Annotated in this window: 9 protein-coding genes; 6 read left to right on the top strand and 3 right to left on the bottom strand. The window is 70.1% G+C overall.

Features of this window, described 5'->3' with window-relative positions:
• The first annotated feature begins 2 nt into the window (after positions 1 to 2).
• The 6 genes from NA8_RS19880 to NA8_RS19905 are packed head-to-tail and all read left to right on the top strand — an operon-like array spanning position 3 to position 7,251.
• Positions 3 to 917: a beta-ketoacyl-[acyl-carrier-protein] synthase family protein gene (locus NA8_RS19880; RefSeq protein WP_063051870.1), complete on the top strand. Its 915-nt coding sequence runs from the start codon at positions 3 to 5 to the stop codon at positions 915 to 917.
• Positions 914 to 2,593 (top strand): fatty acid CoA ligase family protein, encoded by a 1,680-nt coding sequence (locus NA8_RS19885; protein ID WP_063051871.1) that lies wholly within the window; start codon positions 914 to 916, stop codon positions 2,591 to 2,593. The genes NA8_RS19880 and NA8_RS19885 overlap by 4 nt, the downstream gene beginning before the upstream one ends.
• On the top strand, positions 2,590 to 2,871 hold the full coding sequence (locus NA8_RS19890) for a hypothetical protein (protein ID WP_063051872.1): 282 nt from the start codon (positions 2,590 to 2,592) through the stop codon (positions 2,869 to 2,871). Before NA8_RS19885 ends, NA8_RS19890 begins: the two co-directional genes overlap by 4 nt.
• Positions 2,868 to 3,914: an NAD-dependent epimerase/dehydratase family protein gene (locus tag NA8_RS19895; protein ID WP_063051873.1), complete on the top strand. Its 1,047-nt coding sequence runs from the start codon at positions 2,868 to 2,870 to the stop codon at positions 3,912 to 3,914. The genes NA8_RS19890 and NA8_RS19895 overlap by 4 nt, the downstream gene beginning before the upstream one ends.
• A 26-nt stretch (positions 3,915 to 3,940) precedes the next feature.
• Positions 3,941 to 5,140, top strand: a complete 1,200-nt coding sequence (locus NA8_RS19900) for a hypothetical protein (RefSeq protein ID WP_063051874.1) — start codon at positions 3,941 to 3,943, stop codon at positions 5,138 to 5,140.
• Positions 5,137 to 7,251 carry an MMPL family transporter gene (locus NA8_RS19905; protein WP_063051875.1) on the top strand — a complete coding sequence of 705 codons (2,115 nt, stop codon included), beginning with the start codon at positions 5,137 to 5,139 and terminating at the stop codon, positions 7,249 to 7,251. The genes NA8_RS19900 and NA8_RS19905 overlap by 4 nt, the downstream gene beginning before the upstream one ends.
• 95 nt (positions 7,252 to 7,346) lie before the next feature.
• Here the strand turns inward: NA8_RS19905 and NA8_RS19910 are convergent, their stop codons facing one another.
• The 3 genes from NA8_RS19910 to NA8_RS19920 are packed head-to-tail and all read right to left on the bottom strand — an operon-like array spanning position 7,347 to position 15,885.
• The gene (locus NA8_RS19910) at positions 7,347 to 8,030 is read right to left on the bottom strand and encodes a hypothetical protein (protein ID WP_063051876.1); all 684 of its coding nucleotides are present in this window, start codon (positions 8,028 to 8,030) and stop codon (positions 7,347 to 7,349) included.
• A 9-nt stretch (positions 8,031 to 8,039) separates the two neighbouring features.
• Positions 8,040 to 9,437, bottom strand: coding sequence for a condensation domain-containing protein (locus tag NA8_RS19915; protein ID WP_063051877.1), 1,398 nt, complete (start codon positions 9,435 to 9,437; stop codon positions 8,040 to 8,042).
• 28 nt (positions 9,438 to 9,465) lie between these two features.
• Positions 9,466 to 15,885, bottom strand: a complete 6,420-nt coding sequence (locus tag NA8_RS19920; RefSeq protein WP_063051878.1) for a type I polyketide synthase — start codon at positions 15,883 to 15,885, stop codon at positions 9,466 to 9,468.
• Positions 15,886 to 16,064 lie beyond the last annotated feature (179 nt).

Consider the following 16,064-nt stretch of genomic DNA (forward strand, 5'->3'; position numbering starts at 1 on the left):
TCATGAGCGTACGCATCAAGTCCACCGGCGTCAGCCGGGGCGGCGACACCAACAGCATCGTCGAGCACAGCGCCCGCGCGGCGAAGCGAAGCCTCGAGCGTGCCGGGATCCTTCCCGAACAGGTCGGGCTGCTGATCAACGCGGGCATCTTCCGGGATTCCAACACCGTCGAACCAGCGGTGTCGGCGCTGATCCAGAAGGCGGCGGGCATCGGGCTCGAATACGCCAAGGACGACCCGCGCACCTTCTCGTTCGACCTGATGAACGGGGCGGTCAGCGTGCTCAACGCGGTCCAGGTGGCCACCTCCGTCCTGGAGACCGGCAGTGCCGAGCACGTGCTGATCGTCTCGGGCGACACCCACCCGTCGCTGCTGCGCTCGGTCGGTGACGAACGGTTCCCGTATGCCACCTGTGGCGCGGCGCTACTGCTGGAGCGCACCGACGAGCCGACCGGCTTCGGACAGGTGCACACCGTCGCGGGGGAAGGCACGCCCGCCGTGGAGGCCTACGTCGACGTCTCGACCATGGGCAACACGGGTCGCGGCGCCATGACCGTGGAACGGGAGCCCGGCTTCGAGGACCGCCTGCTCGAGGTGGCCGTCGACGCCGCGCGGCAAGCGCTCGCCGAATCCGGGCACGACTCGCTCGAGCGGATCGCGTTGATCGCGTCGACGCCGAGCCCGGAGTTCCCGAAGAGGCTGGCCGCCGCCCTCGGCATCGATCAGCGCGCGGTGCGCACTCCGGACCTGCGCGACGGCGACCCGCACACCGCGGCACTCACCGCCGCCTACGACCTGGCGGTCACGGACGACGCCTTCGCCGAGCACCGCCAAGTGCTGTTCGTCGCGGCGGGGGCTGGTCCTTCGGCGGCGGCGGTGCTCTACCGGTTGCCTGTCTTCGCCGGGGCGCCTGCGTGACGACGGGAACCTACTGGCAGGCCATCGATCGGTTCCGTGCGGTTGTCCGCACCGACCCCACCCGGGTGGCCGTGCGCTACGCGGACGGGGTCGGCCCCGATGGCCTGCCGGCCTACCGGCACCTGACCTATCGCGAACTGGACGCGTGGTCGGACACGATCGCCCAGCGGCTCGCCGCCTCGGGTGTCGGTACCGGAACACGCACCATCGTGCTGGTGCTGCCGAGCCCGGAGCTGTACGCGATCATGTTCGGGCTGCTCAAGATCGGCGCGGTGGCCGTGGTGATCGACCCGGGGATGGGCGTGCGAAAGATGTTGCGCTGCCTGCGCGCCGTGGACGCCGAGGCGTTCATCGGCATCCCGCAGGCGCACGCGCTGCGCGTGCTGTTCCGGCGCGGCTTCCCTGGCGTCCACACCGTGGTCACCGTCGGCGGGCGGTGGTTCTGGCGCGGCGAGTCGCTGCGGGACTGGGGCCGCACGCCCACCGGCTCGGTCACCCCGAGCCGACCGGCCACCGAGGACGACCTGCTGTTCATCGCGTTCACCACCGGCAGCACCGGACCCGCCAAGGCCGTGCAGCTCACGCACGGCAACCTGGCCGCGATGGTAGAGCAGGTGCACGTGGCGCGCGGCGAAGTGGCGCCGGAGGCCTCGCTGATCACTCTCCCACTGGTCGGTGTGCTGGATCTGCTACTGGGTTCGCGATGCGTATTGCCGCCGCTGATTCCGAGCAAAGTCGGCGCGACCGATCCCGCACATGTCGTCGACGCGATCCAGAAATTCGGGGTGCGGACCATGTTCGCCTCGCCTGCGGTGCTGATCGCGCTGCTCGAACACCTGCGCACCCGACCGGCCGCGCTGAACACGCTCGACAGCATCTATTCCGGCGGCGCGCCGGTGCCGGACTGGTGCATCGCCGGACTGCGTGCGGTGCTCGGCGAGGACGCGAAGGTCGTCGCCGGATACGGGTCCACCGAGGCACTGCCGATGTCCACCATCGAGTCCAGGGAACTGCTGGACGGGTTGGTCGAACGGGCGCACCGCGGGGCGGGAACCTGCCTCGGCAGGCCCTCCCACCAGGTGCAGGCGCGCATCGTCGCCATCACCGACGACGCCATCCCGACGTGGAGCCGGGCCGAAGAGCTCGCGGGCGGGCTCGAGGACACCGGCGGGATCGGTGAACTCGTGGTCGCCGGGCCGAACGTCAGCGCCAGGTATTACTGGCCGGAACAGGCGAACGCGCTGGGCAAGATCGTCGACGGCGACCGGATCTGGCACCGCACCGGCGATCTCGCGTGGATCGACGATCAAGGGCGGATCTGGTTCTGCGGACGCAAGAGTCAACGGGTGGTCACGGCGCACGGTCCGATGTTCACCGTCCAGGTCGAACAAGTCTTCAACACCGTCGCGGGCGTGGCCCGCACGGCGCTGGTCGGGGTCGGGGCGCGCGGAGCGCAGCGACCGGTGCTCTGCGTGGAACCGAAGCCGGGCGCGGACGCGCAGGTCGTCGAGGCCGCGCTGCGGGCCCACGGGGCGCGGTTCGACCTCACCAGGACCATCGACGACTTCCTGATACACCCGTCGTTCCCGGTGGACATCCGGCACAACGCGAAGATCGGGCGCGAACAGCTCACGATCTGGGCGGCCGAGCGACTCGGAACGGACAACCGACGATGAAAACGACGGCATTGCGGGCGGTTCCCGTCCTGGGGTGGCTGTATCTGGCCTGCGGCGCCCTCGCCGCCGCCACCGGCCGCGTCCCCGACAGCCGGATCCTGCGCGCCGCCTGGTGGATCGACGCGTTCCTGAGCGTCGTCGTGCACGCGGCGCAGATCCCGGTGGCCCTGCGCGCCGCCGAGGGTTCGGGACGCGGCCGGTTCGAGACGGCGGCCCTGACACAGATCTTCGGCTTGACCTGGTGGCGAACCCAGCCCGGCAAGGAGGAACGGCAATGAGCAAAGTTCTGGTGACCGGTGCGTCCGGATTCCTGGGCGGCGCGTTGGTACGCAGGCTGGTGCGCGACGGCGAGCATCACGTGTCGATCCTGGTGCGGCGCACCAGCGATCTGACCGACCTCGGCGCCGACGTCGACAAGATCCAGCTGGTCTACGGTGACCTGACCGATCCCGCCTCGCTCGAACGAGCGACCCGTGGGGTCGACATCGTGTTCCACAGCGCGGCGCGGGTGGACGAGCGCGGTACTCGGGAACAGTTCTGGAACGAGAACGTCCGGGCCACCGAGCGATTGCTCGAGGCGGCCCGGCGCGGCGGGGCGGCGCGATTCGTGTTCGTCTCGAGCCCGAGCGCTCTGATGGACTACCACGGCGGCGACCAGATCGACGTCGACGAATCGGTGCCGTATCCCCGGCGCTATCTGAATCTGTACTCCGAGACCAAAGCCGCGGCCGAGCGAGCGGTGCTGGCCGCCGACACCGAAGGGTTCCGCACCTGCGCGCTGCGCCCCCGCGCGATCTGGGGAGCGGGCGATCGGTCCGGCCCCATCGTGCGGCTACTCGGCCGGACCGGTGCGGGGACGCTGCCGGACCTGTCCTTCGGCCGCACCGTCTACGCCTCGCTGTGTCACGTCGACAACATCGTCGACGCCTGTGTGAAGGCGGCCGGGTCGGACGCGGTCGGCGGCAAGGCGTATTTCGTCGCCGACGCCGAGCGGACCGACGTGTGGGGATTCCTCGGCGAGGTCGCCGTTCGGCTGGGGTACCAGCCGCCGTCCAGGAAACCCGATCCGAGGGTGATCGAAGCGGCGGTGCGCGTCATAGAGACGATCTGGCGCATCCCGGCCGTCGCGACGCGCTGGTCGCCGCCGCTCTCGCGCTACGCCGTCGCCCTGATGACTCGCAGCGCCACCTACGACACCACCGCCGCCGCACGCGATTTCGGCTACCGGCCGGTGGTGGACCGCGACAGCGGACTGGCCGCGTTCCTCGCCTGGCTGCCCGCCCAGGGCGGTGCGGTCGAACTCACCCGCAATCTGCGCTGAGCACCACCTCGGTACCGGAGATCAGCATGAGCAACGCCCCTGTCTTCCGCCGGAAGATCACGCCCACCGAACGCCTCTACTTCGCCACTCGGCGAGTGACTCCGCCGTTCGTCATGCATATCGCCGTGCACGGTGACGGCAGCCTCGACCCGGCCGCCCTGCAACGGGCCGTCGATGTGGCCTCGGCGGCAGACCCCGGCGCCCGCCTGGTCCGCGACGGCGGCGACTGGGTGGACAGCGGTCTGGCCGCCACCGTGCGCGTCGTGCCGGGATGGTCGCTGAACTACGACGCTCTCGAACACGACGCGGTACTCGACAGCCCGATCGGTCCCACGCCGGAGCGGACCACCGAGGTGCTGCTGCTGACCGGTGACCGGACCACCGTCGTGTTCCGCGCCTTTCACGGCGTGATGGACGGCATGGGCTTGCGGATGTGGGTGGACGACGTCTTCCGCGCACTGCGCGGCCTGCCGCCCGTCGGCGCCGCCGACCCGGTCGCCGACGCCGAACTGGTGGCGCGGGTGGGCGCGCCGGGCAGACCGACCCGGGTGCTGCCCACGTTCCGGGCGCCGACCGGCCGCGGCCGCCAGGATCCGGCGGCCCCGCGCTGGCTGCTGCGCCACCGCACGATCGAGGCGACCGGCAAGGGCATCGTCGCGCGCGTGGCGGCGGTCCTGGCCGCGCAGTCGCGGGCCCGGTCGCGCTTCATGATTCCGGTCGACCTGCGCAGGCACGATCCCGAGCTGCGTTCGACCGGGAACCTGGCATTGCCCCTGTTTCTCGACGTGGCGCCCGGTGAGGACTGGGCGACGATCAGCGGACGGATGCGCGCCGGGTTGCGGGAGAGGAGCGAATTGAACCAGTTGGACAACGGCAAGCTGTCGAATTTCCCGGCCCCAGTCCTGCGCGGGGTGTTGCGCGGCAGCAACTGGCTCGGGGCACGGCTGAACCGGAACATGGTGTCGGCCACCGTCTCCCACATGGGCAGCGTCGATCTCGACGAGATGGCCGTGCCCGGCTGGACGCCGACGACCATGCGGGTGCTGCCCCAGCACAGCGGCGCGATGCCGCTGCTGTTCGCCATGGTCGAGTCACGCGGAAAGCTGGAGCTGACCGTGTCCTGCCGCAACGGCGCGGGCATCGAGCCACGGCTCGAGGCGCTGCTGGACAAGATCGCCGCGCGGCTGGAAGCCGAGTCGGCCCCGCACGATGCGGCCGTGAGATGATCGCCCTCGCCCGGCTCGTGCTCGCCCGGCCGCGGCGGGTGCTCGCGGTCGTGACCGGGGTGATGCTGCTGGCCGGCCTACTCGGCATCGGAGCGTCCGACAAGGTGACGGCGGCCGGGTTCATCGATCCCGGCAGCGAGTCCGCGCACGTGGATCAGCTCGTGAGCGAGCACTTCGGACCGCAGAATCCGGACGTCGTGGTGCGGTACACCGCACCGCAGGGCCAGACGCTCGACGACATCGGCCCCCGGGTGCGGGAATCGCTGGCGCGGATCGACCCGGCGCTGCTGCAACGGCCGATCGAAACCTATTGGAACGCCGGAATCGCACGCAAGCAGTTCCTGCGCTCCGCGGACAACCGGCACGCACTGGCCGTCGTGTATCTCGCCGGTGACGCCAACCAGCGCGTCAGCGCGTACCCGGACATCGAACCGCAGCTGCGCGTCCCGGGTGTCGCGACCGATTTGTCCGGCTACAGCGCGGTCTCCACGGAGATCAACGCGCAGTCCCAGCACGACCTGCTGCGGGCGGAATCGATCTCGCTGCCGCTGACGCTGATCATCCTGGTGCTGGTGTTCGGCGGGCTCGTCGCCGCGTCCTTCCCGGTCGTGGTCGGGGGCCTGACCGTGCTCGGCTCGATGGGCGCCATCCGGGTGCTCGCCGAACTCACCGAGGTGAGCACGTTCGCCGTGAACATCGCCACGCTGCTGGGGCTCGGGATGGCCATCGACTACGGGCTGTTCCTGGTCACCCGGTTCCGCGAGGAGGTCGCGGACGGGCACGACGTGCCCGCCGCGATCACGCGCACCTACGCGACCGCCGGGCGCACGATCGCGTTCTCGGCACTGCTGCTGGTCTGCGCGTTCGCGGGGACGTTCGTCTTCCCGCAGGCGGTGCTGCGGTCGCTGGGCATCGGCGCGATCACGGCGGTGGCGCTGGCCGCCGGGCTCTCGCTCACCGTGCTGCCGGCACTGCTGGCCCTGTTCGGCGAGCGTATCGGCGCCGGGCGAGCGATCGATCGCAGCGACCGGTTCTGGGGCGGCCTGATCGACCGCGTGCTGCGGCGGCCCGCTCTCGTGACCATGGCCGTCGGCGCCGTCCTACTGGTCTTCGCGGCGCCACTGGCCGGGCTGCGGCTGGGCGACATCGATCATCGCGCGCTGCCCGCGGACAACCCCATGCGCGTCACCGTCGAGGAACTCACCGCGCAGTTTCCCGCGGCGGGCAGCGGGGCCACCGCCGTGCTGCACGGCACGCACGGGCCGCCGCAGTCGGCCGCCGTGGACACGGTCGCGGCGGCGCTGAGCGAGATCGACGGCGTGCGGCAGGTGGTTCAGGTGGGTCGCGCCGAGGACTTCGTCGTCTTCCACGCGTTCCTGCGCGACACCGACCGCACCGAAGCGGCGAGTGCCTCGGTCCGCGCCCTGCGCGCGGTGACTCCCCCGGACGGCACCGTGCTGTGGATCGGCGGCGACACCGCGGCCACCGTGGACAGCGTGCGCTCCATCGTCGCCGCGATGCCGTGGATGATCCTCGTCATGGTCGGCGCGACGATGGTGCTGCTGTCGGCCGCGTTCCGATCGATCGTGCTGCCGCTCGAGGCGGTCGCCCTGGCGTTCCTGAGCCTCGCCGCCACATTCGGCGTGCTCACCTGGATCTTCTGCGGCGGGCATCTGTCCGGCGTGCTCGGGGTGAGCACGGGCCCGATCACCGCGGGCATGCTGGTGCTGATCATCGCGGTCGTCTTCGGGCTGTCCACCGACTACGAGGTGTTCCTGCTGTCGCGCATGGTCGAAGCGCACGACGCCGGCGCCGACACCGCCGCGTCGGTGCGGGCGGGCACGGTCAAGACCGCTCGCGTGATCACCGCCGCCGCGACCCTGCTGGTGATCGTCACCGGAGCGTTCACTTTGTCCCCCTTGACTCCCATGCGCTTCCTCGGTCTCGGCATGATCATCGCCCTGGTCGTGGACGCCACCCTCGTCCGCATGCTCCTGGTACCCGCCCTGGTCCAGCTGATGGGGCCCGCCAACTGGTGGTCGCCCCGCCACCCCCGCATCATCCCGGCCACCCTCACCCGCGTCCGAGAACGCACGCCAACCATTCGATGACGCGGCACCGCCGGAGTGTGCTTCACCAGCTTTCCGCGTGCGCTCGGCAGCTGAGGTCGCAACCCAACGGCGGCGCCGGCCGCACTGGAGGTGGACTAGGCAACGAGTTCCAGCAGGCCGCGCGGATCCCAGGGCATCGGGCCCGTCGGGAAGCCGAGGCGGACCAGGCGGTGGGGCGGGGCCGCGTCGAAATGCGCCACCGCGGGTGGCAGGAAGCCGGCGAGCACCTTCTCCAGCATCATGTTCAGTCCGGACAACCGCGGCCGCAGCCGGACCTGCCAGCTGCTGATGCGCCCGGCCGGTACCTCGACGACGGTGCGCTGCTCCACTTTGGCGCCGAGCGGGATGTGCACCGAGAAAGCCAGCCACAGATCCACGCACTCTTCGGCGCCCTCGGCGAAGTGCAGGCCGCGCAGCAGGGTCAGGCCACCGGCGAGTGGCATCACATTGGCCGGGAAGGGCGCGATCCCGCCGCCGAACTGCAGATGGACGGTGTCGAGGAAGTTGGCCTCCTCACGACTGACGACAGTTGCGCCCGAGCGTGTTTCGGCGCGGTAGCGCTCGGCCTGGAGCCGGTCTCCCGAGCGCAGGAACCGCTGCTCGATGGTCATCGCGAAATTCCCGTGTCCCAGGCCGGCCTCGACGATCGAGCGGTAGCCGTCGCCGTCGTGGGTGACCACACTGACCAGGTCGAGCTTCGACGCCCGGTCGGCGATGGTGGCGATGTAGACGGACTTCTCGCCGTCGGGAATTCCGGGGTCACGAAATGCGCTGTGCACCTGTTCTCCTCACAGTGTGTCTTCGGCTGCCGTCGCGAACACGCGCCGAAGCGTGGCGACGTAGCGTTCGACGGAGCCGTGCGCCACCGGTGTGTCCGGGTAGATGACGCTCAGCGTGGTTTCCGACGCGAACCGGTTGATCCAGATAAGCACCTGTTCGGAGGCGGCACGATTGGCGTACAGCCCGCACGAGCCCAGGTCGAACAACTCGTTGCCGAGCAGCGCCCGGGTGTCCACATACGAGATCATCGGCGTGGACCAGCCCGGTTTCAGGTCCAGGTCGGAGTCGGCGGGCAGCAGTTCCACCACGCGCTGGAACGAGGTGGGGGCCAGGCGCAGGCCGTTCTCGTAGGCGTGCTGCGCGATGGTCGCGGCGCGCGCGAAGGTGGTGGTGGCGCCGATCGGAAAGGCCACCGGCAGCAGCGTCACGTACCAGCCGACCGACGCGCGTTCCGCGGCGCTGCTGCGGGTACTGACCGGTGTCATGCCGAAGTAGTAGTCGCTGTCGATGAGCTCGCGCTCGGCCAGCGCCGCCGCGGCGAAGATGCCACCGACGAATTCCGCGCCGTTGGCGCGGCAGACCCGCTCGAACCGCAGCGCGGTGTGCTCGTCGAACAGGGTGATCGTGCGGTGCGCGCTGCGGTTGTACACATCGGTGCGCTTGCCCAGATCCAATGGGAAGGACGGCAGTTCGCCGTCGTTGCCGCGGATGAGCTCCAGCCACTTGCGCACGCCGGGCGAGGCGAGCGTCATCCGGCTCGTGTACTCCCGCTCGGCGGTGCAGTAGTCGAGGTAGCTGGCCGCGGGGGCCAGCATGCCCACGTCTTCCCACACCTCGCGCAGATACAGCAGCGCGAGGTCGAATCCGGACAGGTACTGGCCGAATCCGTCGGTGTGCAGATGATCGACCGCCAGGTAGACCGTGGTCGATTCCTCGCGTTCGATCGCGCCGAAGGTGAAGCAGTCCCAGTCGAAGGGTCCCGGCGTCGTCTTCTGGACGTGATCGCGGATGGCGCGGGCCTCGTCGACGCGGCCGTAGTCGACCGGGACGAACTCGACGTCCTGCGCGGGCACGAGGTGACGCTCGATCGTGCCCGCGGAGTCGATCCGGAACCAGGTCCGAAAGGTGTCGTGGCGCAACAGGAACGCGTTGACCGCCCGCGTCATCGCGGCCAGGTCGAGGCCACCGGCCGGTATCTCCGCCGTCACCAAGCACAGGCCCGAGTACCGGAAATCCGCCTGGGCGTGCCGGTCGGCGAGCCGAAGATACTGCTCCTGCTGGTGCGAGGGCGGGGCCGGGTGCACCGGCGCCCGCCGGGCGCGCGCCACCGACGCCGATGACGCCGCCCAGCTGACCAGCCTGCCGGGCCCCGGCTCCCATTCATCGATCAGCCCGAAACCGACCACGATGCCACCTCGTTTCGACGACGGTCGGTCACGGCATGGCCTCGGCCGCCGCCAGCGCAGGCACCCGCTCGGCCGCGGCGCCGTCGGACGGCGCGGGTCCTGCCATCGGCGGGGCGAGGTCCGCAACCGGCTGCGCCTGACCGGAATCCGCGGCCAGAATAAGCTCCGCCACCTTCGGGCCTGCCTGCTCCAGGCTGAACGATCGGCCCATCTGCAGCGACATCAGGTCGATGCCGAGGGTCTTGGTGACCCGCGCGCCGAGTTCCACCGCCATCAGCGAATCCAGCCCGAGTTCGGGCACCGGAACGGTCATGTCGATGGACTCGACCGGCACGCCCATGACGACGGCGAGTTCCTCGGCCATCTTGCGGGCGACGAAGGCCCCGCGTTTGTTCTCCTCGATCGCGGCCACCTCTGCCCGCAACCGGGCCAGTTCGGAGGTGTCCTTGGCGGAGGATTGAGCGAGCGCGATCGTGCGGCCGGTCCGGGCCAGCTGCGGGAAGGTACCGGTCAGCTTGGCCCAATCGGTCGGGATGATCGCCGCGCGAGCGTCGCCCAGGCGCAGCGTCTGCTCCAGATAGGCGGTCGCGTCGGCCATGTCGATCGGATCGAAGCCCACCAGATCGAGGTACTTGAGTGCCGTCTCGTCGGCGGCCATGCCGCCCGTCGCACCCGACAGGTGGCCCCAGCCGACGCACAGCGCCCGCTCGCCCGCCCTGGACCATTCCTCGGCCAGCGACTCCACCGCCACATTGGCCGCGCAGTAGTTGTACTGGCCGTAGATGCCGTACATCGAACCGCCCGAGGAGCACAGCACGAACATGTCCAACCGGATCCCGGCGTCGGCCACGGCTCGATGCAGCACCCGGGCGCCGTGCACCTTCGGGCGGTACACCTTGGCCAGCTCCTCGAATCGCATCGCCGCCAACCGGTTGTCGGCCACGGCTCCCGCGGCGTGGAAGACTCCGCGCAGCGGATGCTCTGCGCTGTGCGACCGTGCGACGATCGTGGCGACAGCCTCCGGGTCGGTCACGTCGGCACGCTCCTCGACCACGTCGACGCCGACGGTGCGCCACGCCTCGAGCTGTCTGCGCGCTTCCTCGGTGCTCGCGCCGCCGCGGCCGAGCAGGACCAGCCGCCGCGCCCCGCGCAGCACCAGCCAGCGCCCGATGGCCATCCCGAATCCACCGAACCCGCCGGTGACGAGATAGGTCGCGGTGCTGTCGATCTCGATTTCGGGCAGATGGGGCCGCACCGCCGGTGTGGGCGAATCCATGCGCAGCGCGATCCGGGCGAGGCCGGTCGAGCGAATGGTCTCCTCGAAAGCCTTGCCCACCTCGTCGGTTTCCAGCAGCTTGTAGGGCAGCGGCTGGTAGGTGCCCGCGAGCACCTTCTCGTAGACCCGCTGTAGCAGTCGGGTCAGCCGCTGCGCGTCGACGGCGACCAGGCGGTCCAGATCCATCGAGAAGTACGCCACGTTCTTGTCGAAGTTGGCCATCTCGAGCAGTCCGCCGGTGTAGATGTCGGCCTTGCCGACCTCGACGATGCGCCCGAATTCCGCGACGGCGTTGAAGTTCTGGCGCAGGATCTCCCCCGGCGCGCTGCTGAGCACGACCTCGACGCCTTTGCCGCCGGTCAGCTCCAGTACGTCGTCGACGAAGTTCAGCGAGCGCGAGTCGATCGCGTGATCGGCGCCGAGGGCGAGCACGTGGGCGCGGCGCTCGTCGGTGCTCGCGGTGCCGATGATGCGTGCCCCGCGGTCCTTGGCCACCTGGATCGCGGCCGTGCCGACACCGCCCGCGGCGCCGTGGATCAGCACCGTCTCGCCCGGCTCCAGCCGGGCCAGATCCAGCAGCGCGTACTCGGCCGTGCCGAAGGCGATGGTGCTGGTGCAGTATCCGGGATCGGCATCGGGCGGCAGCGGAATGGTCAGCTGCCGGTCGACGACGACGTAGCGCTGCATCATGCCCTTGGCGGCGACCGCGACCAGCTCGCCCACGGCGAGATCGGTGATCCCGTCGCCTACGCGCACCACCTCGCCGACGCCTTCCATGCCGGGCACGGTGCCGAAATAGGTGGGCGCGAGTTCGCGCTCGCCGAGCAGGCCGATGACCTTGAGCGGATCTTTGTAGTTGAGGCCGATGATCTTCATCCGGACCTCGACCTGGCCCGGCCCCGGTTCGCGCCGCGGGCACTGCCGCCAGGCCAACGCCGACAGCATCCGGGTCCGGGGCAGCTCCAGCGCGAAGTTGGCTTCCGGGTCGGTCAGCGGTTCGGCGGTGTCGAGGGTGTCGAGGCGCTCCTGCAGCGGCTTGGTCACCTGCGGGGCCCAGCGCTCGCCCGCGCGCAGTACGACCTCGTCGAGGTTGTCGTTCCAGAACGCGCCCGGTACGGCCAGTTCCCCGATCAGATCGGTGATCTCGATGTCGGGTTCCACGTCGATCAGCCGCCAGCGCAGCGCCGACTGCTCGTTGAGCAGCACCCGGCGCGCGCCGGCCAGCGCGGCATGGTTCGAATTCGGCGGAATCGGGCTGCCGGGCAGCGCGAACGCCCGTTCGGTCACCAGGGTGGCATGACACCATCCCTCGCCGAAGACGCTCTTGGGTCCCTCGTCGGCGGTCTCGGGGTGGACGAACTCGTCGAGGGCCACCGCGATCCGCTCCAGGGTCCACAGATCGGCGACATCGTCCTCGACGGTCCCCGCGACCACGCAGACGTGCAGGCGGTCGGTGCCCTCCGCCTTGGCGGCCGCCAGCGTCGAGGCCAGGTCGGCGGCGAGTTCACGGCCCGCGACGCCTGCCACGTAGAGCCTGGAGCCAGGCAGGGCGGCGGCCAGTTGCCCCGCACGGCGGCAGTTGCCGCCCAGCGCGACGATCACGGTGGTCACCGAATCCTTCGGCAGCGCCTCGGGATCGAGCGGATCGCGTTGTTCCAGCGTCTCGGCGTAGTAGAAGTCGACCATCCGATGCAGCGGATCCTGGCCCGGCGCGAGCGCACCGATCTGCAGGCCGCTCAATCGCATCACGAGGTTGCGTTCGTCGTCGAGCAGATCCACGTCGGCGCGCAGCCGGGCCCGCGGATCGCGGCGCGCGACCACGGTGATCCGCTCGGGTAGCGGGGCGACCAGCCGCACCGCCGCGACACCGACGGGCACCAGCGTGCCTTCATCGATCCTGGCGTCGGCGAACAGCAGGGCCGCGGACTGCATCGCGGCGTCGACCACCGCGGGGTGGGCCAGGTGTCCGGAGTCCGCGGCGATGGTGCCGTCGACAGTGGCGACCACCGCGTCCGCGCCGACGCGTACGGAGGTGACGCGGCGGAAGGCCGGACCGTACTGCAGCCCCGCCGCCGCCAGGCCGGTGTAGAACATCTGCGGGTCGACGTCGAGACCGACGTCCAGGGTGGGAACCGTGACCTTCGTGGGCTTGTGGCTGCCGGTCAGCGTGCGGCCGAAGGCGTGCACCGTCCAGGCCGTCCCCGTCGCCGAACGCGATCGGATCAGGAAGCGGCCGCTGGCCTCCTCGACGGTCAGCGCCACCAGCGGCACGTCCGGCGCGCCCATGATGAGCGGGGCCACGAACCGAACCTGTTCCAGCGCCACGCGTTCGACGCCGAGCCTGGAGGCCGTAGCGCTCAGCGCGGCGTCCAGGTACGCCGCGCCCGGCATGATCTTGATGCCGTTGACGACGTGGTCGGCCAGCCACGGCAGCAGCTCGGTGCCGACCTGCAGCAACCAGTCCGGCCTGCCCTCGGCGTCGGGATCGCCGAGCATGGCGTAGGTGCCGGGGCTGCCCAGGCGCGCCTGCTCGAACAGCGGCAGCGCCGAATGCAGCCGGGTCCGCTGCCAGGGATAACGCGGCAGTGGCACGTGCGGTGTGGCGGGCTCCCGCGCGGGGAACAGCTCATCGAGGTCGAGCACGCCCGCGGCGTAGAGACCGATGAGGGTGCGCCGGAGGCTCTCCGAATCCGGCTGCTTACGATCCAGTGTCGGCACCGTCGTGCCGTTGACATCCGCGCCCAGCAGAGTCTCGCGGATGTTGCCCGACAGCACCGGGTGCGGGCCGACCTCCAGGAAGACCCGGCTGTCCGCGGCGATCAGCCCGGTGACCGCGTCGGCGAACCGGACGGGCTCTCGCACATTCGCGCACCAGTACTCGGCGGTCCAGTCGGGGCCGGTCACCCGTTCGCCGGTGACCGAGGAGTACAGCGGCACGGCCGGCGCCTTCGGCTCCAGCCCGGCCAGCGCCGCGCGCAGCTCGTCGAGGATGGGGTCCATCAACCGGCTGTGGTACGGCACCTCGACGCGCAACCGCCGGGCGAAGATACCTTCCTCGGTGAGCTTTTCGGCGATCTCGTCCAAGCGGTCGATGTCGCCGGACAAGGTCAGTGAGCTCGCGCTGTTGATCGCGGCGATGTCCACCCGGGGGTCGTCGCCGACGAGTCCGCGGGCCTGCTCGGGCGACATTCCGACCGCGAGCATCCCACCCGAGCCCGCGGTGGTCGCCTGCAACCGGGCGCGGTGATAAGCCACCAGGACCGCGTCGCGCAGCGACAGCATGCCGCTCACATAGGCCGCCGACACCTCACCGACGCTGTGCCCCACCACGGCCGCGGGACGGATGCCGTACTCCGCCAGCTCCCGCACCAGCGCCACCTGCACGAGGAAGTTGGCCGGTTGCGCCACTTCGGTCCTGGCGACCCGGGACTGCTCCTCGGGTCGCAGCAGCTCCTCGATGATCGACCAGCCGGCGATCTTGTGGAACTCCGCGTCGATCGCCGCGGCGGTATCGGCGAAAACGCTCTCACCGCTCAGTAATTCGCGGGCCATCCCCCACCACTGCGGACCCATGCCGGAGAACACGAACACCGGCTCCGCGGTCCGCGCCGCGATCGTTCGCGCGGCGTCGCGCCCCTCTCCCGCGGCGAACAGGTGGAGATCCCGGACCAGATCGGCGGTCTCGCCGACGAGTATGCCCGTGCGGTACTGATGGTGCGCCATGCGGGTCCAGGCGGCCTCGGCCAGCCGGTCCGGATCGGCGCCCGCGGTGATCAGATCGGCGAACCGGCCTGCCAGCGCGCGTGCCGCGCCGGTGCTGCGCGCCGAGATCGGCAGGACACCGAGATGCCGTGCGGGCGCGTTGGTTTCGCTGGGTCTCCGCCGGAACTCCTGCAGGATGGTGTGGGCGTTGGTGCCGCCGTAGCCGAAGCCGTTGACCGCGATCGTCATCGGCTCGGCGTCCTCGGGCAGCGCCTCCGCTTCCAGCTGGACGTGCAGTCCGAGCTCGTCGAACGGGATGTCGGGATTGGGTTGGTCGAGCCAGCCCTGCGGCGGGATGGTGCGATGGTGGATGGCCAGCGCCGCTTTGATCACGCTCGCGACACCGGCCGCGGCCTCGGTGTGACCGAGTGTCGACTTCACCGATCCGACGCCCAGCGAGCGCGTGCGCCCGGCAGGCGCGCCGAACACCCGCCCGAGCGCGCGCAACTCGACCGGATCGCCGACCAATGTGCCGGTGCCGTGCGCCTCGACATAGGTGATCTCGTTCGGCGCCAGTCCCGCGCGCACACACACCGAACGGGCCAGGTTTTCTTGGGATTCGGCGTTGGGCACGGTGATCGCCGTGGTGCGGCCGTCCTGATTGGAGCCGGTCGCCTTCACCACCGCGTAGATCCGGTCGCCGTCACGGACCGCGTCGTCGAGTTTCTTCAGCGCCACCATGCCCGCGCCCTCGCCGCGTCCGTAGCCGTCGGCCGAGGCGTCGAAGGATTTGCAGCGGCCGTCCGCGGCCAGGAAGCCGCCCTTGCACATCAGGACGAAGGTCTCCGGCTGCAGCATGACGTTCACGCCACCCGCGAGCGCCACCTCGCAGTCGCCGTTCTCCAGCGCCTGACAGGCGAGATGAAAGGCGACCAGCGACGACGAGCACGCGGTGTCGACCGTGAGCGCGGGACCGACCAGATTGAGCGCGTAGGCGATCCGGTTGGACAGCATCGTGTAGGACGCACTGGCCGGGGTGTGCATGTCGGTGTGGAACAGGGCAGGGCCGACCACGCCGATCACCGACTGGTCCACCACGAACCCGCCGACGTAGACGCCGATCGATCGGCCCGCCGCGTGCCGCGCGATCCCGGCGTCGTCGAGCGCCTCCCAGGTCACCTCGAGCATCAGTCGCTGCTGCGGATCCAGCACGGTCGCCTCGCGAGCGGAGATGCCGAAGAAGTCCGGGTCGAACTCCCACGGATCGATCGTCATGAATGCTGCGCGCTTGGTGTAACTGCGTCCCGGCGTACGTGGCTCCGGGTCGTAGTAGCGGCGGTAATCCCAGCGATCGGCCGGCATCTCGACCACACCGTCGCGTTTGTCCAGGACGAATTCCCAAAAGGTGTCGGGCGAGTCGATTCCACCTGCAAACCTGCAGCCGATGCCGACGATTGCGATATCCGACATGCGTATCCTCCGGGTCGGATCAAGTTGACCGCCATTTTTCTCGGCGATTCACGAATTAGCGTGTGCGCAGCTGACGACGGCCTCAGCGTAACGGCCGCCACACCCACCGTCGCGGACTCAGGGACAGTTCACAATTCACCCGCCGACCCATTTGTGGCATCTCGAAACTATGACTTCCG

The organism is Nocardia arthritidis NBRC 100137, assembly GCF_001612765.1.
GTDB classification, from domain to species: domain Bacteria; phylum Actinomycetota; class Actinomycetes; order Mycobacteriales; family Mycobacteriaceae; genus Nocardia; species Nocardia arthritidis.

Coding starts and splice junctions, on each gene's coding strand:
- NA8_RS19905 (WP_063051875.1), top strand. CDS start 5,137: ATGATCGCCCTCGCCCGGCTCGTGCTCGCCCGGCCGCGGCGGGTGCTC.
- NA8_RS19890 (WP_063051872.1), top strand. CDS start 2,590: ATGAAAACGACGGCATTGCGGGCGGTTCCCGTCCTGGGGTGGCTGTAT.
- NA8_RS19900 (WP_063051874.1), top strand. CDS start 3,941: ATGAGCAACGCCCCTGTCTTCCGCCGGAAGATCACGCCCACCGAACGC.
- NA8_RS19895 (WP_063051873.1), top strand. CDS start 2,868: ATGAGCAAAGTTCTGGTGACCGGTGCGTCCGGATTCCTGGGCGGCGCG.
- NA8_RS19920 (WP_063051878.1), bottom strand. CDS start 15,885: ATGTCGGATATCGCAATCGTCGGCATCGGCTGCAGGTTTGCAGGTGGA.
- NA8_RS19880 (WP_063051870.1), top strand. CDS start 3: ATGAGCGTACGCATCAAGTCCACCGGCGTCAGCCGGGGCGGCGACACC.